Origin of the sequence: Paraflavisolibacter caeni, from assembly GCF_025628885.1 — a bacterium.
Lineage (GTDB): Bacteria > Bacteroidota > Bacteroidia > Chitinophagales > Chitinophagaceae > Flavisolibacter > Flavisolibacter caeni.
Genome location: NZ_JAOTIF010000001.1, coordinates 332519 through 358388, shown reverse-complemented (window position 1 = coordinate 358388; position 25870 = coordinate 332519). Strand labels below are relative to the sequence as shown.

General features: G+C 41.4%; 19 protein-coding genes. 6 read left to right on the top strand and 13 right to left on the bottom strand.

The window, feature by feature from the left end; all coding sequences use genetic code 11:
* Nucleotides 1-51: 51 nt before the first annotated feature.
* Nucleotides 52-1122 carry an efflux RND transporter periplasmic adaptor subunit gene (locus OCK74_RS01525; RefSeq protein WP_279295214.1) on the bottom strand — a complete coding sequence of 357 codons (1071 nt, stop codon included), beginning with the start codon at nt 1120-1122 and terminating at the stop codon, nt 52-54.
* 349 nt (nt 1123-1471) lie between these two features.
* Nucleotides 1472-2071 carry a TetR/AcrR family transcriptional regulator gene (locus tag OCK74_RS01520; protein WP_279295213.1) on the bottom strand — a complete coding sequence of 200 codons (600 nt, stop codon included), beginning with the start codon at nt 2069-2071 and terminating at the stop codon, nt 1472-1474.
* Nucleotides 2072-2270: 199 nt separating this feature from the next.
* Here OCK74_RS01520 and OCK74_RS01515 point away from each other — a divergent pair, with 199 nt between their 5' ends.
* On the top strand, nt 2271-3716 hold the full coding sequence (locus OCK74_RS01515; protein ID WP_279295212.1) for a M48 family metalloprotease: 1446 nt from the start codon (nt 2271-2273) through the stop codon (nt 3714-3716).
* A gap of 43 nt (nt 3717-3759) precedes the next feature.
* Here the strand turns inward: OCK74_RS01515 and OCK74_RS01510 are convergent, their stop codons facing one another.
* The 4 genes from OCK74_RS01510 to OCK74_RS01495 all read right to left on the bottom strand — a co-directional run bounded on the left by OCK74_RS01510 (nt 3760) and on the right by OCK74_RS01495 (nt 9014).
* Complete coding sequence (locus tag OCK74_RS01510; RefSeq protein ID WP_279295211.1) at nt 3760-4464, bottom strand: hypothetical protein; 705 nt, start codon at nt 4462-4464, stop codon at nt 3760-3762.
* 138 nt (nt 4465-4602) lie between these two features.
* A complete protein-coding gene (locus tag OCK74_RS01505; RefSeq protein WP_279295210.1) occupies nt 4603-5391 on the bottom strand; it encodes a DUF4249 domain-containing protein in 789 nt (262 codons plus the stop codon).
* Between the two features lie 2 nt (nt 5392-5393).
* Entirely contained in the window at nt 5394-7736 is a 2343-nt protein-coding gene (locus OCK74_RS01500) for a TonB-dependent receptor (protein ID WP_279295209.1), read from the bottom strand.
* Between the two features lie 225 nt (nt 7737-7961).
* Entirely contained in the window at nt 7962-9014 is a 1053-nt protein-coding gene (locus OCK74_RS01495; protein WP_279295208.1) for a Gfo/Idh/MocA family oxidoreductase, read from the bottom strand.
* Nucleotides 9015-9600: 586 nt separating this feature from the next.
* On the opposite strand from OCK74_RS01495, the gene OCK74_RS01490 reads away from it, so the two are divergent.
* The 5 genes from OCK74_RS01490 (at nt 9601) to OCK74_RS01470 (ending at nt 16595) form a co-directional block, all read left to right on the top strand.
* A complete protein-coding gene (locus OCK74_RS01490; protein ID WP_279295207.1) occupies nt 9601-11982 on the top strand; it encodes a 3-hydroxyacyl-CoA dehydrogenase/enoyl-CoA hydratase family protein in 2382 nt (793 codons plus the stop codon).
* A gap of 116 nt (nt 11983-12098) precedes the next feature.
* Nucleotides 12099-13160: an adenylate/guanylate cyclase domain-containing protein gene (locus OCK74_RS01485; RefSeq protein WP_279295206.1), complete on the top strand. Its 1062-nt coding sequence runs from the start codon at nt 12099-12101 to the stop codon at nt 13158-13160.
* Entirely contained in the window at nt 13160-13822 is a 663-nt protein-coding gene (locus OCK74_RS01480; RefSeq protein WP_279295205.1) for a peptidase M10, read from the top strand. Before OCK74_RS01485 ends, OCK74_RS01480 begins: the two co-directional genes overlap by 1 nt.
* A 60-nt stretch (nt 13823-13882) precedes the next feature.
* On the top strand, nt 13883-15253 hold the full coding sequence (locus OCK74_RS01475) for a M16 family metallopeptidase (RefSeq protein WP_279295204.1): 1371 nt from the start codon (nt 13883-13885) through the stop codon (nt 15251-15253).
* Between the two features lies 1 nt (nt 15254).
* Nucleotides 15255-16595 (top strand): M16 family metallopeptidase, encoded by a 1341-nt coding sequence (locus OCK74_RS01470; protein WP_279295203.1) that lies wholly within the window; start codon nt 15255-15257, stop codon nt 16593-16595.
* A 15-nt stretch (nt 16596-16610) separates the two neighbouring features.
* Here OCK74_RS01470 and OCK74_RS01465 read toward each other — a convergent pair whose 3' ends face one another.
* From OCK74_RS01465 to murG, 7 genes are all read right to left on the bottom strand, one after another.
* The gene (locus tag OCK74_RS01465) at nt 16611-17546 is read right to left on the bottom strand and encodes a TIGR01777 family oxidoreductase (protein WP_279295202.1); all 936 of its coding nucleotides are present in this window, start codon (nt 17544-17546) and stop codon (nt 16611-16613) included.
* 136 nt (nt 17547-17682) lie between these two features.
* Nucleotides 17683-18123 (bottom strand): response regulator, encoded by a 441-nt coding sequence (locus OCK74_RS01460; RefSeq protein ID WP_279295201.1) that lies wholly within the window; start codon nt 18121-18123, stop codon nt 17683-17685.
* Nucleotides 18124-18471: 348 nt separating this feature from the next.
* Nucleotides 18472-20364: a cell division protein FtsZ gene (ftsZ, locus tag OCK74_RS01455; protein ID WP_279295200.1), complete on the bottom strand. Its 1893-nt coding sequence runs from the start codon at nt 20362-20364 to the stop codon at nt 18472-18474.
* Nucleotides 20365-20437: 73 nt separating this feature from the next.
* The gene (gene ftsA, locus OCK74_RS01450) at nt 20438-21802 is read right to left on the bottom strand and encodes a cell division protein FtsA (protein ID WP_279295199.1); all 1365 of its coding nucleotides are present in this window, start codon (nt 21800-21802) and stop codon (nt 20438-20440) included.
* Between the two features lie 219 nt (nt 21803-22021).
* The gene (locus OCK74_RS01445) at nt 22022-23080 is read right to left on the bottom strand and encodes a cell division protein FtsQ/DivIB (RefSeq protein ID WP_279295198.1); all 1059 of its coding nucleotides are present in this window, start codon (nt 23078-23080) and stop codon (nt 22022-22024) included.
* 74 nt (nt 23081-23154) lie between these two features.
* The gene (murC, locus tag OCK74_RS01440; RefSeq protein WP_279295197.1) at nt 23155-24591 is read right to left on the bottom strand and encodes a UDP-N-acetylmuramate--L-alanine ligase; all 1437 of its coding nucleotides are present in this window, start codon (nt 24589-24591) and stop codon (nt 23155-23157) included.
* Between the two features lie 97 nt (nt 24592-24688).
* The gene (gene murG / locus OCK74_RS01435) at nt 24689-25870 is read right to left on the bottom strand and encodes an undecaprenyldiphospho-muramoylpentapeptide beta-N-acetylglucosaminyltransferase (RefSeq protein ID WP_279295196.1); all 1182 of its coding nucleotides are present in this window, start codon (nt 25868-25870) and stop codon (nt 24689-24691) included.

Genomic DNA, 25870 nt, shown 5'->3' with positions numbered 1-25870 from the left:
ATAATTATTCTAAGGACGTCAGGAAATTGACAGACTTTTAGGCTTCCGGACTTATAGAGGTTTTACCTTAAACAAGCTATCTGTTGATATCGGCTGCGGCACAATCACCATTCCATCTTTCAGGTTGCCAATGCCGGCAAAAACAATTTTTTCATCGGCCTTCACACCGCTTTCAACAAAATAGTAAGCTTCCGTTTTACCTGAGATCATCAAAGGTTTGCTCGCAACTTTATTACTATCGCCTACAGCAAAAACATATACTTTATCCTGTATTTCGAAAGTAGCTTCCTGAGGTACTACCAGCGCAGTCTTCAGCTCTTTTGCTATACGCACTTTGCCAGTATTACCGGAACGCAATAACCTGTCCGTGTTAGGAAAAGCAGCCCGGAAAGTGATTGCTCCAATCGTGTTGTTGAACTGCCCGGCTACAATCTGTACTTTACCTTTCTGCGGATAAAGGCTGCCGTCAGGTAATACCAGTTCGACAGGCGGCATCTTTTTTATCTTTTCCTCAATCGTATTGCCTTCATTCCGATTTTTGAATTGAATAAAATCATTTTCGCTCAATGAAAAATAAGCATACACTTCTTTTATGTCTGAAATAACAGTCAATGCTTGCGGCGTATTCATGAGTACAAGACTTCCTGTTTTGAAAGGAATTCTCCCGATATAACCATCTACCGGTGCTTTGATCGATGTATATCCAAGATCGATCTGCGCACTGGCCACCATAGCTTGAGCCTGTGCTACATTGGCAACTGCAGCATCATATGCTGTTTTGGCCGTTTTGAGCTGCACATCCGATACAACATTATTCTGAACCAGAGGTGTCAGTTTAGAAACATTGATTTCTGCATTCGACAAGTTGGCCTTAGCAGCAGCCAAACTTGCTCGTGCATTATTCAATTTCTCGCGGTATGGCCTTACGTTGATCTGAAATAAAGGTTGTCCCCTTCTTACATAAGCGCCTTCGTCAACATAAATCCTTTCCAGGTAACCTTCCACCTGCGGACGTATTTCTATATCCTTTATTCCTTCCAGCGAGGCTGAATATTCCTGGTAAGTAGTGGCAGGCATATTGATGACTGTTACCACCGGTAATGATGGTGGTGGCTGAGTCATATTTTCATTTCCGGATGATGGATTGCATGCATAGTAAATTATGATTGTACCTATGCTACAAAAAAACTGTTTTGTTTGCTTATTGGTTATAGACTTGAACATGGTTGTAAGGATTTGAAAAGCATGCTGCTTTCCAGTTAAGAAATGAATAACAAGATGTTTAAACATGCTGCACCTGTTGACCATAATAACAGGTATAGAGAGTAGCTATTGTGACATTCATGAGTACGGTACCAGGGTATTTGAAATTTGGTACACATAATCGTTGGTTTCGATGAAAAAATTATCTAAAAAGAGAAGTATAAAAATACTAAATTTTTTAGTACTAAAAAATTATTAAAATAAAAGCTTAACCCAGATTTTTTATAAACCCTGCAATGGCATCTTCCATTACCATTTTGTTTAGTTCATTGGAGACCCCTGTATTTTCCATCATCTTTATGGAGTTCAACCCGTGCAATATGGACCAAAATGTATAATATTTCAGACAAGGGTTAATATCCGGGTTTTTACTTTTTTCAATAAGCTCAGAAATTGGTTCCATTATCAATTTCCTGAAATTGGCTCTTTCAGGTATACATTTTTCCAATTCACAACCAGGCATCCCCAGGCCAAACATCAACTGATAATATTCTTTATTTGTTGATGCAAAATTCCAGTACGCATTTGCTATATTTTTCAACTGCTCAGCAGGATCATTGGACTTTTCTTTTGCCTTCAGAATCTTTTTGGCTAGCAAGCCAAACCCTTCTTTACCAAACTCCAGCAGGATAGCTTCTTTACTACCAAAATGCTCATAAATAACCGAAACGCTATACTCAATGGCATCAGCGATCTTCCGGATCGACAGAGACTGCCAACCCTCCTCTTTTACCAACTGCCAGGCAGTGATTAATATCCTGGCCTTTAGCTCTTCTTTTTGTTTCAATTTGCGTTCGGCTATCCCCATACTGTTATTTTGTAGAACACTGTTCGTAAATATAGCGATGTTCTATGACTTTTAAAAATTATTCTTTTAGGCTGCTGTCTCTTCTGTTGTCATACTATGACAATATATTCAACTTCTGCCATTGGCATTTCTATTGCATATAGTAATTGTGAAGGGATTGCTATAGAAGATACTTATATTATTAAAACTCATAACCCTTATGAACAGGCAAATCATCATCAGTTGTCTAGCAGCAGTACTGCTCTTTAACAATTGCGCCAGGAACCCTGTAACAGGCAAGCGCGAGGTGGTACTGATGTCTGAACAACAGGAATTGGCGATGGGAAAAGAAGCAGACCCGCAGATCATTGCGCAGTACGGCTTGTTAGACAATAAAGACTTGCAGAACTTTATCACTGAAAAAGGGAAGGCAATGGCAGCCATCTCCCACCGCCCCAATATCAATTATGAATTCAGGATACTTGATTCCGACGTACTGAACGCCTTTGCTATACCAGGAGGATATGTTTACTTTACCAGGGGCATCATGGCCTATTTGAATAATGAAGCACAGTTTGCAGGCGTATTAGGCCATGAAATAGGACATATTGCAGCACGCCATTCTGTGGAGCAACAACGAAATGCTATGCTGGGACAAATAGGATTGATGGCAGGCATTGTGCTAGCACCAGGTCTGTCACAGTTTGCAGAAACAGCCTCACAAGGGCTTTCTTTATTGTTACTCAAGTTCGGACGTGATGCTGAAAGGGAAGCCGACAGATTGGGTGTTGAATATTCTTCAAAAATTGCCTATGATGCCAAAGAAATGGCAGGTTTCTTTACTACCCTGGAAAGAGAGCAACAGAAAGGCGATGGCGAAGAATTGCCTGAATTTTTATCAACACACCCTAACCCGGGAGATAGGCATACAACTGTAGCAAAATTAGCTACTGAATGGAAACAAAAGCTAAACCTTACCAATGCGAAAATTAACCGTGATGAATACCTGAAAAGGATAGAAGGCATCGTGTATGGAGAAGACCCCAGGCAAGGTTATTTGGAAAACAGTGTATTTTATCACCCTCAATTAAAATTTCAGTTTCCTGTGCCACAGGGCTGGTCTTACCAGAATACGCCCCAGGCTGTACAAGTTGCACCCAAAGATGGTAAGGCTATGATGATGCTGACGCTTGCCCAAGGTGCTAATCCCAAAGAAGCAGCCAATGCAGTATTACAACAATACAAGTTGCAAGTGGTAGAATCAAAGGAATTAACAGTAAACGGCCTCCCTGCTTTTGCCATGATAGCCGACCAACAACCGCAGCAACAGCAACAGGCTGCAGTCAGAACATTGTCTTACATTATCAGGTATAACGACATCAACTATGTATTGCTTGGCGTGTCCGGCCTGTCAGACTTCAACAACTACGCGCCCACTTTTCAAAATACGATGCAGAACTTCAGGCAGTTAACGGATACGTCCAAGTTGAATAAAAAGCCGCAACGGGTTCGCATCAAAACCGTTGCTCAGTCCGGAACGCTGGATCAAGCATTACGCAACCTGAATATGCCAGCCAACAAGTTGGAAGAACTCGCTATTTTGAATGGCATGCAACTGAATGACGGTGTAACCAAGGGAATGTTGATAAAGGTGATTGGAGAATAAACACTCCCAGTCCGCCGCAATCATGCTATTTACGTTCGACGATTTAGCTTTCGGATTTTTGGAAAGGCTTCTTTATTCTATCGAGAAGACTCGGGTTTTCTTCTCTTCTCTTTTCCCTTTCCTTCCGCTTTTTTTCCCTGGCTTTTATTCTTTGCTTTTTTTCCCGTTCTTTCTTCTTTTGCGTTTTCTTGTCCCAGGTAAATTTATTTTCTATAGGAAAGTAGTATCGAAGGGTAACGTATAATGTATTCGCCTTCAGATCTTTATCTCCAGCCAGGAAATTAACGCCATTCACCAGGTGAAAACCCAGTAACCTGAAACCAACAGACGGCCCCGCTCCATACCTGCTTTTTCCATTAAAATCTGTAAAATAAACCAGGTTGCCGCCATAGGTCAGATTAACACGCCCCCGTTTCATCCACATGCCAGCCTTATAGCCGATTACATGGTCTCTGAAGTCATATTCAATATTGGCTGTTGCTCCCGTGATGTGCGGTTTCAGCAGGCTTAATTTACGCCAATGCGCCTCTCCCCCAAACTCAAACGAAGTTGCCTTGCCCTTTTGAATACCAATGATCGCTCCATAGTTGCGCTGGTACAACTTTGCATAGGGCGGTCTTTCAGGAATCAATACCTGGTCATTTTGGAAATAAGTTGGATTATTATCTGTGAAACTTGCAAATGAATATTGGGCGTGCAGTGAAAAACCTGGCAAAAGAAATAGAAGAAAACACAGATTTATTTTCATAAAATATTGATCCTACCGCACAAAAAGCAGGCTGATGATGAAAAAATTGATTACCAGCATAGATAACGATTTACCGGCAGATTTATTTCAATTTATTCATGATCAGTCTGCTTTTCATATTGAGAATGCTCCCGGACCTTAGTTTACAGTTACTGCTTTTCTGCTCACTGTATGCGCACTAAAGTAACCAAGGGCCCCTCCTTTGATATTGGTTTCCGGGTTTGCAGGAGAAGCTGAATCCTCCTCTCCTGTTGCCCCCTGGTATAAACTAAACCAGTATTTATAAACGTTATTATCAATACATAACATATCAACCCCCACACTATCTCCCTTTTTCAAATCATTGTCATGTTGAAAGAGCGTAGTCGTATTGAGCCTTCCATTTGAAAGCACATCATTCTGAACAAAGATGTCAGTTGATTTTTTCCCATTCAGGTATTGGATAAAACGGTAAGCATTTCCTTTTTCAGCAGGGTCCCGGAAGACAATATTGGGCATTAATGTCTTATCTCCCATCATATCCATTGAGGAAATATACAAGCTGTCAATAGCAACAGGATTCGGCATAGTGGACTGCGCAGTAAATTTATTTCCTGATATATGAACCTCCATTGTATATGTTGTTCCGGGCTTACCGGCGAGGTTATTTCTATAGATACCGGGAGCACTTTCTAAAAGCGTTGAGACGACACCTTTATCATCTGTAATGGTAACCTGGGCACCACTTACTCCATTAAAAGTATTATCATCATCCAGGTTCAGGGTTTGCGAAATTTTCACTTCGCATTTCCCGGTTTCATTGGTCAGAACGCCTTCGACCACATATTTCTTTTCTGCTCCTTTCACCTTTACATCAACTACTTTTTCACAGGAGGCCAGGAAGAACAAAAACAACAACGGTACTATATAATTTGATACTTTTTTCATGATTAAAATTTAAAACTGTAAGCAATAGATGGTACATACTTGAACAGTGCATATTGCACGGCTTCCGTCTTCTGTGGATTGTCTTCCTTTTCACGGAAGTTAACCGTGAAAGGATTCTCTCTTCCATATGCATTGTACAGGCTGAAAGAAAGCTCGGAACTAAAACGGCCTTTTTGCTTCAGTTGCCGGGTAGCACCCAGGTCAAGGCGGTGATAACTGGGAAGCCTGTAGCCATTTCGCTCGGTGTAGTAAAAAACAGGGCGGCCATCTAAAATGTATTTTCCGGCAGGATAAGTAACTGCATTACCGGTAGAGAACACCCAGTTGGCAGAAACTGTCCATTTTTTATTAAGCTGGTATGAACCTACTACAGCAATATCGTGCGTGCGGTCCTGTCGGGCATTATACCACTGGTTGTTGTTAATGCCATCAATAAGGCGCTCGGTTTTAGATAGAGTATAACTCAGCCAACCAGTAAATCTTCCTTCGCGCTTTTTCAACAGCCATTCAGCTCCATAGGCACGCCCTTTTCCAAACAGCAGTTGAGATTCAATGGCATCGTTTGTATATATATCAGCTCCATTACGGTAATCAATCTGGTTTTGCATGTCTTTATAATATGCTTCCAGGGTAAACTCATATTTGTTATCGGCAAAATCGCGATAGTAGCCAACAGATACCTGGTCAGAGATCTCAGGCTTTATGATATTGGAACTGGCCACCCATTTGTCGCTTGGATTAGAAGTAGTGGAATTGGAGATCAGGTGCAGGTTTTGCACGTTCCGCACATATGATGCCTTAATTGAAGAACGATCGTTCAACTTGTAACTGGCAGCGACCCTTGGTTCAGGATTGATATACGTCTTCACAAATGCTCCTCTTTGATAATGCGTGGTATCTGTAACATTCCCATCTTCATCAACCGAATAATAATCACCTGCTCCCAATACGCTGAATGAAGTCAGGCGAACACCATAAGTGAAATTGAGTTTTTCACTTGCCTTCCATGAATGTGAAAAGAAGGCGGCATTTTCCCAGGAATATCTTTTCTGCAGGTAAAAATCGGCAATACTTGAAGCGTCACTGGCCCTTACTTCCCCGGGACGGATCGCATGATAAATAGAATTGAAGCCAAACCGGAAAGAGCTCCTGTTGCTCAAATACCATTGGTAATCCTGCTTGATGTTCCAGTCGCGGATCTGAGAGAAAATGGTAAAATCATCCGCTTCATTCCTTACTTTGATGTTGTAATTGTAGTTACTGAAGATCAGAGAGGTATTGGCAAAGAGCTTACTGCTAAAGATATGGTTCCACCTCAAAGTACCGGTCCCATTGCCCCAATCGATGCCAAATTTGTTTTGAACGCCTAATACATCACGACCGAAATAGCCTGACAGGTAGAGGTGATCCCTTTTACTTAACTTATAATTGATCTTTGCGTTCAAATCATAGAAATACAATTTATTCCTGTTGATGGAAGAATCCGGAGATAGTTTTAAAAACATATCTGCATAAGTTCTTCTACCGGATAGCAGGAAGGAGCTTTTACCTTGCTGTACGGGTCCTTCCACATTCACTTTCGAAGAGATCAGTCCTATACCTCCACTAACTGCATAATCCTGGTTGTTGCCTTCATTCATTTTAATATCAAGAACCGAAGAAAGCCTTCCTCCATATTGTGCAGGCATGCCACCCTTGTAAACTGTAACATCCTTGATAGCGTCAGAATTGAAAGTAGAAAAGAAACCCATCAGGTGCGAAGCATTGTATACAGGAGCCTCATCCAGCAATATCAGGTTCTGGTCAGCAGCACCGCCCCGCACATAAAAACCACTTCCACCTTCTGCTGCAGGCTTGATGCCCGGCAAGAGTTGAATGGTCTTCAGTACATCACGCTCGCCAAACAACACAGGAATATTCTTGATTTCAGCAATCTGCAATCGTTCTACACCCATCTGTGGGCTACTGATATTTCGTCCCCCTCTCCTGGCCATTACCACCACATCCTGCAGTTGTTTCTCTTCGCTTTGCATGCTGATATCCTGTACTGTATTCCGTTGAAGATTGATATCAAGGGAAAAGGTCTTACTACCAACAGCACTAAATTCAATATGATGTTTTCCTGCTGGTAGTGAAAGCGCATAAAAGCCATACTCATTAGAAGCAGTTGCAATAGAAGTACCTGCAACTCTAATGCTGACAGCCATTAACTTTTCTCCTGTCCGGCCAGACGTGATGGTACCACTAATGGTAAAACGTCCTTGCGCAAATCCATGCTGACTAAAAAGCATGACAGCAAAAAATACAACTGCCCATGCTTTTATTACTTTTAAACAATGTGACATATCGGTTTCCATTTTTAAGCACCGCAAAGCTAACTGCCTTGCGCAGCCTAATATTTACATAATATTTGAAAATAGTTATAAGATTCGGGCGCAAAATTGATATGCAGTTGATATGTGACAGTGTTAAACTTTTTGAATGGACAATTGGAAGGATGAATAATAAAAAAGCCGGCACTTGGAATACCGGCTAAATAAGTCGCTTATTATGAACCCGATTTACTGTTTCTAAGAGGCTGCCATCTCAATTACCTTCCTCACTTCATTGCTATCAAACGCTGCTTCAATCACGCGCATCACCAGCAAACCTTCTTCAGCAGTCACTGGCAAACGTTTGTTATTGACCAATGCTTCATAAATGCCATTGAAATAATCTAGATAATTGCCCTGCAAGGTTGGTACATGCATACGAACGTCTTGTCCACCTTTCACCACATGAAGCAGACCTTCTGCCAATGTTGGTTCTTTACCCCAATCGTTATTACCAGGCTTCATGCCAGCCTGCAACTCTGTTTCCTGCACATCAGCCCGCTGCTTCAAAAACGAACCATTGCGGCCATGAAGAATAAATCCTGGCAGAGGCTCTTTTACAAAATAGCCACCTTTAAGGCGTACACGAAGGTTCGGATAGTACAGCAGGATATCCATATTATCAATGATCTGTGATGAAGGTCTAAGAGAGCGCAAATCAGCAAAAAGAGCTTCCGGCTCACCAAAGAGTTGTAAAGCCTGGTCAATAATATGGGGTCCTAGGTCATGCAAAATTCCGGTTCCTGGTCCAGGCACTTCTTTATGTTGTTTTGGACTCAGTATGGGATTAAAACGGTCGAAATGTATTTCAGCTTCAACAATCTCTCCCAGCAGTCCTTCATTGATCACCTTCTTCACCGTTTTAAAGTCACTGTCCCATCGGCGGTTTTGATAAACGGACAGGTATCTGCCTTCTTGCCCGGCCAGGGAAACCAGCTCTTCTGCTTCTTTCACTGTAGACGTAAAAGGCTTTTCAACGATCACATGCTTGCCTGCCAGCAAAGCAGCCTTTGCATATTCAAAATGAGTATAATTAGGTGTATTGACAATTACTAATTCAACAGAATCATCAGCCAAAAGTTCCTCTAAAGTTTTATACGATTTAGCTTCAGGATAGTACTCCCTGATCACATTTTTACTACGCTCCCACGCGCCTGCTAAAGTAAATCCAGGATGCAATTGCAAAAAAGGTGCATGAAACACCCTTCCTGACATGCCAAAAGAAAGAAGTGCCGTATTGATTGATCTCATGATTAGGTTGTTTAAAGAATAAAGATATTCTTCCACGTATAATTCGCAGCCTCTTTGCCTGTTAATTGTTTGCACCCATGAATCATAATTTCATGGAAGGTATGTAAGGAATTTGTCCATTTTGCCCACTCCCCAACATTTTCTCCCTGGCAATATCCGCCAAGCTTTTGCATTTTCCCTTCCTACAAACCCCGGTTTTATATTTTACATTTTCTATGCTACATTTTACATTTCCTCCCCAACCTTATAGAGACCTTACAGAGACCTTATAGAGATGTTATAGAGACCTTATAGAGACCATACTCCTAGGTTACTCCATAGGTACTCCTATTGAACTCCGTATTGACGCCCCCCAACCCGCTCCCTCAGCCACCTAAACTACCATTCCCCCTCAATCACCAATAATCAATTATTAATTACCAATTATTTATCATCACTTCTCTCATCTGTCATCCATATGCCCCCATTCGTCATTCAAATCATTTGTCATTCCTTCCGTTCCCTACATTCCCATCTCCCCCAGTTGACTCGTTCTCATTTTTGAATTATCTTCATAAGTAATAGTTGCATAACTAACTAATTCACTATGACCAAACGAATCATCAGGAAAGTAGCTGTTTTAGGCAGCGGCGTTATGGGTTCCAGGATAGCTTGTCATTTTGCAGGAATAGGCCTCCAGGTTTTACTGCTGGATATTGTTCCGGAAGACGCAAAGGAATCGGCAAACAAGCCTGCCCGTAATAAATTAGTCAACGATGCCCTCCAGGCAGCCATCAAAAGCAACCCCTCCCCTCTATATTACCCGGATGCCGCAAAAAGGATAACGACCGGCAACTTTGATGATAACCTGAAAGATATTTCCACCTGCGACTGGGTCATTGAAGTCGTCGTGGAGCGTCTTGACATCAAGCAGGCTTTATATGAAAAAGTGGAACAATACCGGAAGCCCGGCACGCTGATTACCTCCAACACATCGGGCATTCCCATACACTTGTTGAGTAAAGGCAGGAGTGATGACTTCAAAAAGCATTTCTGTGGCACCCACTTCTTCAACCCTCCACGCTACTTACGGTTGTTAGAGATCATTCCCACAAAAGATACCGACCCCGAAGTCGTTTCCTTTTTAATGCACTATGGCGACCTGTTTTTGGGCAAAACCACCGTACTGGCTAAAGACACGCCTGCGTTTATTGCCAACCGTATAGGTGTCTATGGCATCATGGCTATCTTTGGACTTATTGAGAAAATGGGACTAACCATCGACGAAGTAGACGCACTTACCGGGCCTATCATTGGCCGCCCGAAGTCCGCCACTTTCCGCACAGCAGATGTTGTAGGTATCGACACACTGGTTAAAGTGGCAAAAGGGGTTTATGAAAGCTGTCCCACCGATGAAGCCAGGGAAACATTCCAAATCCCAACCTGGCTGGACAAGGTTGTAGAAAATAAATGGCTCGGAGATAAAACAGGCCAGGGCTTCTTCGCTAAGAAAAAAGGAGAAAAGGGAGAAAGAGAGATCTACACCCTTGACCTGCAAACATTTGAATATAAGCCACAGCAAAAGCCAAAGTTCGCATCAGTTGAAACCGCCAAGCCGGTTGATGACTTAAACCAACGTTTGAAGATGCTGATGGCTGGCCAGGATAAAGCCGGGGAGTTTTATCGCCATTTCCACTTTGGGCTATTCTCATATGTTTCACACCGCATTCCCGAGATCAGCGATGAAGTGTACCGTATCGATGATGCAATGATGGCGGGCTTTGGTTGGGAGATCGGAGCTTTCGAAACCTGGGATGTGCTGGGTGTTGCATCTACTGTTACCAAAATGAAGGAAGCCGGTTATTCAGTAGCACCTTGGGTAGAAGAAATGTTGGCAGGTGGGCACCAATCGTTTTACAGAATTGAGAACGGCAAAAAACTATCCTACGACCCGCAAAGCAAAAGCTATAAACACATACCTGGCAGCAATGAATTCATTATACTAAGCAATTACAAAGACAAGCTGGTTTGGAACAACAACAGTTGTAAGGTCTATGACATTGGTGAGGAGGTGCTCGGTATACAATGGAGTACCAAGATGAACACGATGGGAAGCGATGTATTGGCCGGCGTGACTAAGGCAATTGAACTGGCAGAAAAGAACTTTAAAGGTCTTGTAATTGCCAATGAAGGCGCAAACTTTAGCGCCGGTGCCAACGTAGGCATGATCTTCATGTTTGCCGTAGAACAGGACTGGGATGAACTGGATATGGCCGTACGCATGTTCCAGAATACAATGATGCGCTGCCGCTACTCGTCTATACCGGTGGTAGTGGCTCCTCATGGTTTGGCCTTAGGGGGTGCCTGCGAAATAAGCTTACACAGTGATAAAGTTTGTGCAGCGGCTGAAACCTATACAGGGCTGGTAGAATTAGGCGTTGGATTGATCCCCGGCGGTGGCGGCACCAAAGAGTTTGTAGTACGCGCTTCTGATGAAATGCACCACGACGAGCCGGAGACCATTACCCTCAAAAACCGTTTTCTCACCATTGCCACAGCCAAAGTTGCGACCTCAGCATTTGAAGCTTTCAACCTGGGCATTTACAGGAAAGGCCTGGATGAAATCTCTGTGAACCAATCACGCCGGATAACAGAAGCCAAAAAATCAGTACTTGAACTATTTGATAGCGGTTATGTACAACCTATCCAGAGAAAAGACATCAAAGTACTCGGCCAAAGTGCATTAGGAGCCTTATATGCTGGTATACATGGCATGAACCGTGCAAACTATGCAACCGACCACGATGCATTGGTAGCCCGGAAACTGGCTTATGTAATGTGTGGCGGCGACCTGAGCGAGCCTACATTGGTCTCCGAACAATACCTGCTCGACCTGGAGCGGGAGGCTTTTCTTTCACTCTGTGGAGAGAAGAAAACCCTGGAGAGGATCCAAAGTGTGTTAAAGCGCGGAAAGCCAATTCGGAATTAAAAAAGATTTAAGCACAACATTTGCATAAGTAGCAGTGAGCCAAATGTGAAATGTCAAACCTGAAATAAGTTCTCCTTTTGATGTTTGGCGTTTCATATTTAATTGTTAAAATGTCTATGCCCAGAAACTTTTTTTATTACCGCCTGCGCACCCTAATTGTCATTTCATTGATCTGGATTGTTTTCGGGATCGTATTTTATGAGAACTTGATCAGAAGGGCTTACGACCTGGGAGTGCAAGTTTCCATGCCGGAATTTTCTTTCACTTTCGGCATCATCGGTTTTGTCATTACAGGGGTTCTGATCTTCTTCCTGAAAAAGGCTTTTAACCACTTCCCTGTCTGGCTGGCCAGTATTTTTAAGCTCCTGATCACGGTCTTCTTGTTTTTCATTATTGCCTTCCTATTATTGATGGGCTATTTTGTCTTTCATTACCACCGCGACTTTGATCACTTTATCCATAGCTTTTTTACCAAGATCGTCAGAACACGGACATTCAATATCTTCCTGATAGATATGGGCTTAATGACCCTGCTCTCGATTATCCTCCTTGAGGTCACGGACAAATACGGCCCCGGGCTGTTCTGGAGGATGCTGAGCGGTGAGTACCACAGACCCAAGATTGAAAACAGGATCTTCATTTTCCTGGATATGAATGCCTCTACTACGATTGCTGAACAATTGGGCCACGAGAAATACTTCAGGTTGCTTAGAAACTTTTTTAGCGATATTACAATTTCTGTATTAGCCAACAATGGAGAGATTTACCAATATGTAGGCGACGAAATGGTGCTCACTTGGCTCAATACACCTGAAAACAAAGCGCACAGTCTTAAATTCATCAGGAACTCCTACTTCCTGCTGAAACGAAGAGAAAAATTCTATAAAAGAAAGTATGGAATTGTTCCTGAATTTAAAGTAGGCGTGCATGCCGGGGAAGTCACTTCCGGGCTGATTGGCATTATCAAACGGGATCTTATTTATTGTGGCGACACAACGAACACGACAGCCCGTATTTGTGGTATGTGTGCGGAACTGGAAGAGCCTTATTTATTATCAAAGGACTTTCTGAATGACTTTCAACCTCCAAGTGGCTATAACATTGAAGAAATTGGCAAAATGGAGCTGAAAGGGAAACAGGAACCTATTAAATTATATGCTCTTAAACTGGAAAGCTAATGGGAGAAGTAGAATTAGACGCAGGAAAACAGGTGCTTTTGATTCATTCACACATTATTACGTATGGCAATGCTGCCGACGAACAAATTACCGAACAATTACGTGAAGAAATAGAGACCATGTGGAATGAGCCAGCAGCAACCATTTCCTTTGACAGCACCAACTTCCAGGTGATCTTCAGGATCACCGCTGAACTCAACAAAGACATCCCGGAGTTGGAAGTACTACAGAATGACATTCCCCGTAACAATTATTTCAGGATAGAAGATTTCGCAATTGGTAATATTTCTTTTGTTGATGGCCTTGGTTGCAACAGTGGTTATTTCAAATTGGAAAACTTGTATAAAGGCTCTACCACAGCAGCTCACGAATATGGCCATACTTTAGGACTGGATCACCCGAAAGACCTCGACATCAGGGGAAAAGGAGTGCCCGGTATCATGTATCCCAGGGGCACCCTGGTAGACCCACCTTACCAATACGACCCATCTATACCTGCTGGTGCCAAAGGCGGCACCATGCATCCCATGTTCCGAAAAGTCTTGCCGGAAGACATCCGTAGCCTTAAACTGCATAAACTAAGATTCCACAACCGCTTATCCGTGATTGGAGAATTCTCGAATGTTTACCATTGGCCACATAACCAAAATATGCAGGCGTAAATGCAATAGAGAAGTAATTATCGTAAATTAGGATATATCATTCTCACCTAAACCAATCATATGAAACGAGGTTTCTTTTGCCTTTTGGCAAGTTGTGCCTTGCTCTCTTCCTGGGCACAACCGCGACTCCCTGCAAACTATTATTGGCAAAAATTAAACAATGGACTTGAGGTTGTTGTCATTGAAAACAACCGCGTGCCATTAGCCACCATTGAAATTGCCGTTAAAAATGGAGCTTACACCGAAGGGCCCGAATATAGCGGTTTATCCCACTTGTTTGAACATATGTTTTTTAAAGCCAACAAGGACTATCCCGATCAGGAGAAGTTCATAGAGCGCACCCAAGAGTTAGGGGCTATTTGGAACGGGACCACAGACGTAGAGCGGGTGAACTACTTTTTTACATTTGATAGAGATAGCCTGGAAGCTGGCTTAAAGTTTATGAACGCTGCTATGCGCTTTCCAATTTACCGGGCCGAGGATATGCAAAAAGAAAGACCGGTTGTTGATGGTGAGTTTCAGCGGGCAGAAAGCAATCCCGGATTTCAATTATGGATAGAAAATAGCAAAAGATTATGGGGAGATTTATTTACCCGCAAAAACCCCATTGGAGATCACGAAATCATTAATACAGCTACGCCTGAAAAGATGATGGTGATCAAAGACAAATACTATCATCCAAACAATTCTATTCTGGTCATAACAGGCGATATAAAACACGACCAGGCTTTTGCCCTGGCAAACAAAATATATGGAGACTGGCCCAATAGCGGCTTTGATCCACAAGTGAAGTTTCCTATCCCTGAATTTAAACCATTAACGAAAACAGACTACTTCATTAAGGAATCTTCTATAGCGCAAACACCATTTATAATGCTTACTTGGCAGGGCCCTGAGTATCGTAAAGATTCTGCAGCAACTTTGGCTGCCGACATCTTTTCTACAGCGCTTGAATTGAATGCTTCAAAATGGCAACAGGCCTTGGTCGATAAAGGATTAGCTACTAATGTGAGTGTCAACTATGTCACAAACCGGTATGTAGGACCTATCCAGTTATTTGTTGTTCCCAATCCCGATAAATTAAAGGAATGCTATGCGGAAGTAATGAACCAAATCAACCAGTTTGGCGATCCCAATTACCTGACTGATGAACAGCTGCAAACTGCCAAGGAAGTGTTTCGCCGGAATGAGATACGTCAAAATGAAAAGCCCTCCAGGTTATCCATGCAGTTAACCTATTGGTGGGCGAGTACATCCCTGGATTATTTTACGGACTATGTAGACAATGTAATGAAAGTTACAAGACAGGACATAACTAATTATGTCAATAAATATATGAGGAACAAGCCGTTTGTTGCGGGTATGATCATTAGTCCGGAAATGAATAAAAAATATAATCCTGGCGAATTCTTTAAATCAAAAGACTTGTGACATGAAACATATTCTGAAACATATTATCCTGCTTACAGTATCTGTAGCACCTGTATACCTTTTCGCTCAAATGGGCGAACCATATGAAATGAATATCAATGGGGTTAATGTAATCGTTCAACCCAGCGGCAACGAAATAGTAGAAGTCAGGACGATCATCAAAGGCGGCGTTCAAAATTACCCTGCCTCTAAAGCCGGTATCGAGAGTCTGTCATTAACTGCCCTAACCGAATGTGGTACATTAAAAGACGACAAAAACGCTTTCAAAAACAAACTGGATAAAGCGAGTGCCCAAATGAACGGCTACACAGAAATGGATTATGCCACCTTTAGAATGAACTGTATAAAAAGTGATTTCGAAACAGTATGGCAGTTATATACAGATGCCATGACCATTCCCAAATTTGATACAAAAGAATTTGAGCGCATCAAACAGGATGCTGTTACGGTATTAAGAGCCAATGAATCCAACCCTGATTATGCGATCAGGAGAATGGCACAACAATTGGCTTTTGCTGGTAAAGACTACGCTAAAAACCCACAAGGCACAATAGAGATCGTTAGTAAATTGACATCTGAAGAAACTAAAAAATACTATCAAACCATTTTCAATCGAAATCACTTATTAATAGTGATTGTTGGCGAGATAGATAAAAACGACCTTCAACAAAAGGTACAAAGCTTCTTAGCAAAAATACCTGCCGGAAAACCCTTCACACCTAAAAAAGAATCTTATGCTCCTTCAGCTAATTCAATGAAGTATGAGGAAAAAGAGTTTGCGACCAACTATATTCAGGGTATTACCAGCGCCCCGCAACCGGGTACCCCAGACTATGATGCTTTTATCCTGGCAATGCGTATTTTTTATAACAGGCATTTCGTGGAAATAAGAAGCAAAAATGGCCTTTCTTATGCACCCGCAACCTGGTTTAGTGGAGGGTTAACACCTTACGCCAGTATTTATGTAACCACAACCGATCCCAATAAATACATTGTAATAGCCCGCCAACTGATTGATAAAGTAAAGAAAGAAGGTTTTAAAGAAGAAGAACTCAATAACATAAAAACGGTTTATGTAACCCAAACATATTATCAACAGGAAACCAATAGCGCCCTGGCTGGCGCACTAGCCTCAAATGAGGTGATTAACGGCAACTGGCGAAGAGCTTATACGATAAAAGATGACATGAAAAAAGTAACCCTATCTGATCTGAACCGCGTTTTTAATAAATATATCGGCAATATAACCTGGGCTTACCGGGGCGATCCCAAAAAAGTTGAGACCAAAATGTACACACAAAAAGAATTACCACAAATGCCCCAGGAAATTAAACCTTTATAAAAAAACGGCCTCCACTCAGGAGGCTTTCTTTTGTAAGTTTTGCACGGCCGCTTCTATTGTAGGAAACAGGAATTGAAAACCGGTCTCCTGCACTTTTCTGCAGCTTACTGTCGCGCTTTTCAAAACTTCAATGCTCATTTCACCTAAGACAACTTTAAGAGCTAATTGGGGCACATGAATAGGCACATAGAAACGGCCACTTTCTTTGGCTATAGCAAGCACCAACTCTTTATTGCTGACAGGGTTTGGAGCTACTGCATTGTAAGCCCCCTTCCAGTTTTCATTCTCTATAGCTTCAATATACATACGAACAAGATCATCTATATGTATCCAGCTTATTACTTGCCTTCCACTTCCTAATATGGCAGCAGAACCAAATTGCAATGATTTTCGGAACTCTGGATAAGCGCCACCTTCTTCGCTAAGGACAATACCTGTACGCAGCTTCACAAGTCGTTTCCCTAATTCCATTACAGGTTCAATACTTGACTCCCATTGCTGGCAAGTGCGACCTAAAAAAGAATCATCGGCTTTGTTGCTCTCAACAAATGGCTGAGGGTTTGGCACCTGGGGATCAGGTCCATACCAACCAATTGCTGAGGCACAAACCACAGCCTTCACATGATTTTTGGTTTCTTGTAAGGCTCTTACCAGCAGTCTGCTACTATTCACCCTGCTGTCTACGATTTCTTTTTTTCCTTTATCAGTCCAACGGCTACCAGCTACGTTAGCGCCCGCAAGGTGCACTATATAATCAGCTTGTTCAATAGCTACTTTATCAATTGCCTGGTCTTTTATATTCCATCCGGCATACTTTATCCTTTCCTCATTGTCTTTTGTTTGCTTTGGCTCCCTCGAAAGAATAATGACATTATAGCCTTTGCCTAATAATTCTTTCGTCAAAACAGTTCCAATCAAACCAGTTCCCCCGCTAATGAGTACAGTTGCCATAGTATTTTCTTCTTTTAGGTAAGCAAAGTTCGATGATTAGCATAATTGCAGCCAAGAATCATCTTTGTGACCAGTTTATAAACAAAAATCCCTGTTTGATGGGCAAACAGGGATTCAATACAGTAATTTAAAGCCATCAATTGTTTATAAATTCTTCTAAAGCCCTTTCAGCCAAGGCTCTATATTGTTCTAATTTCAAAGGTTTTGTAAAACAAGCATCGGCTCCCTGCTCCACACATACTTTATTAATAAGAGCTGATTGCGCTGTACTTAATACAATTTTTTTGATATCACGAAACCGCTCTTGTTCATGTAATATCTTCAAAAAGTCCAAACCATCTTGTAAAGGCATGTTATAATCAATAACAATCAAGGAAGGCAGTTGTTCATCTGACAGCCGGTTTAGATAAATCATCGCCTCTCTTACACTGTAGGCTTGTTTTAATCTTACCTCAGGTGAAGCTTTTGAAAAAGAAGAAGACAAAAATAGAAGATCATCCGCATCATCATCTACCAAGAGTATCTTAGCAACTGGGACGGATTGGTTTAACACAGGGATTCTGGCAAGCTTTTGCATCGTTACTTATCTGTATTTATAATGTTCAATTTTCCTGCTTTGTTCACTTTAGCAGGAAAGACCGGCGCAATGTTAGATAAATTTGATGAAACCAAATTTGATTTTACTACAATTTAAATCATAGGTAATGAAAACTTCTCTTATAATTAACTTTCATTAACAATCCTTTAGCATTTCAAAGACCTCTCTGGTTTTAGCACTTAGGCTTTTAAATACCGGGGCACAAACATCTGATTTAATAAAAACCCCCGCTGGAGAAACAGCGGGGGAACAACTAAAAACAGAAGCTTCGATATATTGCTTCATTGAAACAAAGATGATGCTGTTGGAAAACAGCAGGTAAAAAGTCTAGTCTGGCTTTTTACCATCTAAAAATGTATTGATGGTACTAATATGTGAACCACTTTTACCATCGGAATTAACAGTATAGTTACTATAGAAATTTTCAACAGAAGATGAATTGTTGAATAATTCCATATTGCGGCGGATATACGCTGGCACTGTTTCAAACTCATTATTCGGGTCAGCAGCATTCACATTGAACGACAAGTTGCGCAATTTTTGTAGCCGTTCAGCTGATCTCCGTCTTTGTTCTTCGGCTGCGTCTCCGGCTTGACGGAGTTCATCTGCCTGAGCATTAAAAGGTTGAGGAGTCTGGTGGGCCTTTGTATCGTCCGCCGCAGGAATGTCATTTCGAATCACTAATTGCATGTTTAAATCATCATCCTCAATTTTTGCAAAAGGCTTCGAAACCGGTTCTTCTCCAGATTTAGAAGAAGATGCATCTTTCTTCTGATCTGTATAAATATTGGATGGTCTGGCCAGATAACCACCCGACGCTGCAGACGACGGGTTATCTTGAGGGCTTGCAGGATTGCCAGCCTGTGCAATTATATTCTGGTGCAACCTCGCAAATTTTTCATCTAATGCCTTTTTCTTCATTTCCCATTCCATCTTTTCAGGATCAACTTCAGGTTGCCTGGGCTCCTCCTTAATCTTCAATTGCATATGGAAAGATGACTCCTCGTTGGCCTCCCTGGGTTGTTGAACATAAGGACTCTTCTTCTCTTCTACGAAAGGCAATTGATGCATTTCAATATCCAATTCTGCTCTTGGTTCTTCAACTAATGTAGGAGCTAAAGGATCAATTGGTTCTGAAATTATTTCTGCTGTTGGCTTAACAGGTTCATTGGAACCTCCCAAAGTCATAACGATCTTCTCTTCTTTCTGCGGCTCTTGCTTAGCATTAGAAGCAGCTTTCTTTGTAAATGGATCATGATACTGGAAGCCTGTAGCAATCAGCGTAATTCCCAATTTTTGATCCAAGCTGTTATCATAACCCAAGCCAAGGATCACATCAGTATTTTCACCAGCCTGGCTTAACAGGTAGTTCTGGATGATATCGACCTCATCCATGGTAAATTCATGTTCTCCTTCTGCTGAATTGATGTTGATTAGTATCCACTTTGCACCACGGATCTCATTATCATTCAATAATGGAGAGTTCAACGCTTGTTCAATTGCTCTTTGAGCGCGATTTTCACCATCACAGGCTGCGTTACCAAGTATAGCAACACCACCATTCTTCATTACTGTGCATACATCGGCAAAGTCAACATTGATTTGGCCAGTGCTGTTGATCACGTCGGTAATACATTTAGCCGCTGTAGCAAGTACATTATCAGCCTTGGCAAAAGCCTCCCTCATTTTCAGGTTCCCGAACTGGTGACGCAGTTTATCATTACTGATCACCAGCAGCGTATCAACATAGTTTTTCAGGATTTTGATACCTTCTTCTGCTTGCAACTGACGTTTTCTTCCTTCATAAGCAAATGGAGTAGTAACAATACCTACAGTTAATACACCCAGGTCTTTGCAAATCTTTGCGATAATCGGAGCGCCACCGGTACCGGTACCACCACCCATGCCAGCAGTCACAAAGGCCATCTTTGTGTTTACTTCCAACATGCGTTTGATCTCTTCCAAAGATTCCTCTGTTGCCTGGCGGCCAATCTCTGGATTAGCGCCGGCCCCGAGACCTTGGGTTAAATGGGGACCAAGTTGAACCTTGTTAGGCACATTGCTTAAAGCAATAGCCTGAGCATCTGTATTACAGATAATAAAGTTTACGCCTTCTATTTGCTGGCTGTACATGTGGTTTACAGCGTTGCTTCCACCACCTCCAATACCAATAACTTTTATTATGGAAGATTGTTCCTTCGGTAAATCAAAATGGATCATAAAAAATATTTTGTGCGCACACCAGTGTGATTGCAGTTAATGTAATTGAATTGCATAGGACGGAAAACTCTTTTTACAACTGCCTATCCTCTTCTTCTTTAAAAATCTCAATCAGGCTGTTTTTGAACTTTCCCCAGAAATTGTTTACACCACCTCTTCGTGGCCGTTGTATTTCAGCCACCTCTGGTTCCTGTTCCTCCTCCTCTTTTATGGTCTTCAATGTTTCGGGTACTACTACTTTTCTATAATCTTTCTGGAACTGTTTACGATTATGTTCATAATCATCATAACCTTTCAAGATCAATCCAAGACAAGTAGCATAGGTTGGTTTGGCTAATTCTTCAATATGACCTGCAGCTAGATGCTCTGTTGGCAAGCCAATACGACAATTTAAACCTGTAACATACTCAGCTAACTGAATCAGGTGTTTCAACTGGGAACCACCACCGGTAAGAATGATACCTCCATTTAGCATTTTGTTATCCAAACCAACTTGTTTCAGATGGTAGGTAACAAAATCCAAAATTTCGCTCATTCTCGCCTGAATGATATTCGCCAGGTTCTTCACACTGATTTCTTTTGGCGGCATGCCACGCAAACCAGGAATGGTAATGTAGGCATTGGTTTTAGCTTCGTTGGCCAGAGCACTTCCAAACTGTACTTTCATTTGTTCGGCTTGTGCCTTCAGGACACCCAAACCAGTCTTGATGTCATTAGTAATGTTTTCTCCGGCAAACGGGATAACCGCGGTGTGCTTTAAAATACCTTCATAAAAAACTGCCAGGTCTGTAGTTCCTCCACCAATATCCACAATAGCAACACCGGCTTCAAGATCTTCCTGGGCCATAACAGCTGAAGAAGAAGCGAGTGGTTGTAGAACCAAGTCTTTTGTAATCAACCCTGAGCGTTCTACAGAGCGATTAATGTTTCGAATGGCATTCTTATCACCGGTAATGATGTGAAAATTGGCACCTACTTTAACACCTCCATATCCAATAGGGTCGGGAATGTTTTGAAAATTGTCCACTGTAAACTCCTGAGGGATCACATCAATGATCTGATCTCCGGCAGGAATGTAAGTCTTGTACTGATCTGCAATCAGTTGATCAATCTCCAATTGTGAAATTTCATTTTCAGTATCACGACGTACAATGTCACCGCGTGTTTGCAGGCTTTTAATATGATGACCTGCAATACCGACATAGACTTCGTTTACTTCTAGGCTCGGATTGGAAGCATAACAGTTTTCAAGGGCCGTTCGAATAGCTTTAATAGTCTCATCGATGTTGAGCACCTGCCCATGTTTCACGCCGTTAGAGTTTGACCTGCCGAAACCAAGGATCTCAAGCTTGCCAAATTCATTCTTTCTGCCGGCGATCACGGCAATTTTAGTTGTTCCAATGTCGAGCCCAACAATAATCGGTTGCTCGTTGTTCATGTTTATGTTGTTTTTAGTTGTTTTACCAGATATTGATCTGTTATGGCTTCACATCGGATTGGATCTTTTTATACCTACAGGCTTTCTAACTCTTAAGCCTGCAAGCTGGAATACTATTTTGTTTTTGTTTTATGATGACTCCGTTGCTATTATCAGGCAACAGAATTAATAATGTACAACATTGAAAAATGCTAGTCACATACCCAAAACAGTACTCATTCATCCTCGCTTTGGCATTACTGCTTTAGGACGTTTTATTTCTTTTTTCGGCTCACTGGTCTTCACTTTCTTATCCTCAACCGAAGGTGTTTTTATTTTGGTTTTTACAGGTTCTTTTTTAAGAACTGGATTTATATCATGATGAGTCGAACCAGAATCTTCTTCTGATTCAATAGTTGCTGCATAATTTATAGATGTAGAATCAACGCGTTGAGCGATTGAACGTAGTGATGCCTGTTGCAAGCTATCATTCAAATGCATCAATTGACCTGTTTTCAATAATTCTGCAATATTTTTTTTCAACTGAACAGAGTCAACTGAAGAAAATGCACCTTTTTGTATGGCCACAACCTGTCCTTCGTATTGCAAATCGAGCACACTGTACTTATCAATTCCTGTCTTACTTAATACCTGCTTATAAAAAACTAAAAGTCTTCTCAGTTTTTGATCTATAAATTCAGCCTTACCAATACGAATGATATGGCTGCCAATAACCGGGATTAACTCAAACTTTCGGTCTTCCATAATGTCTACCTGAGCTATCTGTGAATTCCAAAAAGTTTCTTTATCCAAAAAGACCGCAATTTGCTTTATTTCATTCAATAAAATGCTGTCTTTAGCCGACATTTTTTTTGCTGCCACAAAATTTGTGAAAACCGGAACTCTGGCACTTACCTTTTTCAACAAGGGCATGCGTAAACCAGATGAATCGATGTAAAATGAATTGCCATTTTTTGCAAACACCCTGGCAATTGGCTGCCGCTCTGTCACTATTACGTGCAACACACTTCTGCTGTCAAAATAAAGTTCAGCATCCTTAATCCACGGATTATCTTCTAACAAGCTCTCCAACCTTGCAAGATTTATCTGGGTCAAGGGTCTATTAATTAGGCGGTCATTTGTTCCAGCTTTAAGAATTTCAGAAATATCAGTTTTCCCAATATAATATTTTTCACCTGTACCAATGATAGATATGGATACTTCCTTGCACTTATGTTGCTGTTCCTTACTATTTGCAGCAACCAAGAGTGAAATGAATCCGCATCCAATGATGGTCACTATTACGATCCAAAATATTTTCCGTATCGTCCTGTTAAAACGCAAACCAGTTGTTTATTAATTTTTTAATTCCTTTATGCCTGTTCAATTATTTTCTTTAATGGCTGCACCAGTGTATCTATATCGCCAGCACCTGCCGTAATGATCACTTCTCCAAACTCCTTGTTTAGCGTTTTTACATACTGCTCCATCCAACTCACAACATCTTCCTTCTTTACAATACTCTTATGCTCTATATCAATATCAGCTAATATCATTTCACTATTTACCCCTTCAATAGGTAATTCCCTGGCTGGGTAAATAGGCAACAAAACCACCTCGTCTGCCAGTGATAAACTTCTGGCAAATCCTTCTGCGAAATCTCTTGTACGTGTATACAAATGTGGCTGAAAAATAACCGTAATCTTTCTTTGCGGAAACAAACTGCGGGCACTTTTCAACAAAGCCTTTAATTCCTCAGGATGGTGCGCATAATCATCAATAAAAACCGGGTAACGATAAGCTCCTTCCTGATGCACCTCAGGTGCTATTATGTATTCAAACCTTCTCTTTACCCCTTTGAAAGCTTTCACTGCTTCTTTGATCTTTTCGCCATCTATTTTAAGGTAATTCGCTATAGCCATAGCAGCCACACTATTCTCTACATTGTGCATACCGCCTATTCTTAATTCAACATCATTCAGCCCTCCGCCATTCCACAGCACATTATATTTATAACCACCATTTTGGATTTGGATGTCACTGGCAAACACATCGGCACTCCCATTTTGTAAACTGTACGAAATTTTGTTTCGAACAGTTACTTCCTTCAATTTGCTCAGGCCGAATTTACCAACCAACAAACCACCTTCTTTAACCCGGTTTCCAAATTCAACAAAGGTTTGCTGTAAACTAGCTTCATCACCATATATATCAAGGTGATCTGCATCCATAGATGTAATGACTGCGATATCAGGTGACAACTTCAAAAAGCTCCTGTCATATTCATCCGCCTCAACAACACATACATTATTTTCACTGCTCCAGAAGTTCGTTCCATAATTCACAGAAATGCCACCCAGAAAAGCATTGCAGCCATATCCAGTATGTCTCAATATGTGACCAATCATTGTAGTAATGGTAGTCTTTCCATGCGTACCAGCAATACAGATATTAAATGACTCACGTGTAATGGCTCCCAACACATCACTTCTCTTCACCACAAGAAATCCATTTTCCTGGTAGAACACTAATTCAGCATGATCTTTGGGAACAGCAGGCGTAAATACGACCAAATCAGGATTTTTAGGAGCCAGATCAACATTCTCTTCATAATGGATTTTGATACCAGACTGTTCCAATTCTTTGGTTAACTCAGTAGGCGTTTTATCATATCCTGAAACAGGAACTCCTTTAGCATGGAAATATCTGGCAAGATTACTCATACCAATACCACCTATGCCTATAAAATAAACGCCTCCAGACTCTGAAGGGGAATCAATTATGCGCTGAATGTCAATTTTCTCTTTCATGAATTTGAACCGTTGGCTCGATTTACTTTACCTGTTAAAATCGAATCTTAATAATCACATTATTAGTTTACTAATACTATCTTACTTTAGTTACTTGCTATTTTATCGTTTTGACGATTTCCTCGGCAACAACTATGTCAGCATTTGAAACCGCCAATCTTGCAATATTTTGTTTTAACTCATCCTGCCCTTGTTGATTCTTTGATAATTCTACAATAGCTGGAACAACTTTATCGATAGCTTCACTGTCTTTAACCATTAGAGCCGCTCTTTTGTTTACCAAGTTCATTGCATTGGCGGTCTGATGATCCTCGGCAGCAAATGGATAGGGCACAAAAACTACAGGTTTTTTCACAAGCGATAATTCGGAAACAGCCATTGCTCCGGCTCGGGATACCACAATATCCGCAGCAGCATAAGCCGTTTCCATTTGTGTTATGAATTCACTTACCCACACATGTTGCTTCCCAGCTGCTCGGTCTTTTGCTTTTTGAGCATAGGGCTTACCGGTCTGCCATATTACCTGCAAGTTGCTGTTCAGCAAGTCATCCAAGTGAAGATCAATTGCTTCATTGATTGACTTAGCCCCAAGACTACCGCCAACTACTAATACAGTCTGCCTATCATCGCCGAATCCAAAAAAACTCAATGCGTCCCGCTTTGACATTGTAGCTTCTACAATACTTTTCCTTACAGGATTACCTGTTATCATCAACTTCTCAGCTGGAAAGAACCGCTCCATTCCATCTGTTGCGACAAAAACCTTTGTGGCTTTTTTACTCAGAAGCATATTGGATTTACCGGCAAACGAATTAGATTCGTGAATAAAAGTTGGAATTCCTTTCGTCTGTGCATATCGCAAAACAGGGAAAGAGGAATATCCTCCCACGCCGATTACTGCATCAGGCCGAAAACCATCCACGATGCTCCTCACCTGGAAAAAACTCTTCAACAATTTGAAAGGCAATCCAAAGTTTTTAATTAAAGAACTTCTGTTGAAACCTGCAATGTCAATTCCTTTTATCTTATATCCTGCCTGGGGCACTTTCTCCATCTCCATTTTCCCCTCTGCTCCCACGAACAGTATCTCAGTTTGTGCATCAATTTTTTTTAAGGCATTTGCAATAGCAATTGCCGGGAAGATATGTCCACCAGTGCCACCTCCTGCTATGATAAACCTCATTCCTGCTCTATCCCCTTTTGACGAGAGAGACGCGCCATGTGTTGAGAATGGAGAGAAGGAAACATTATGCATTTTATTTGACAAATCTTCTTTCAT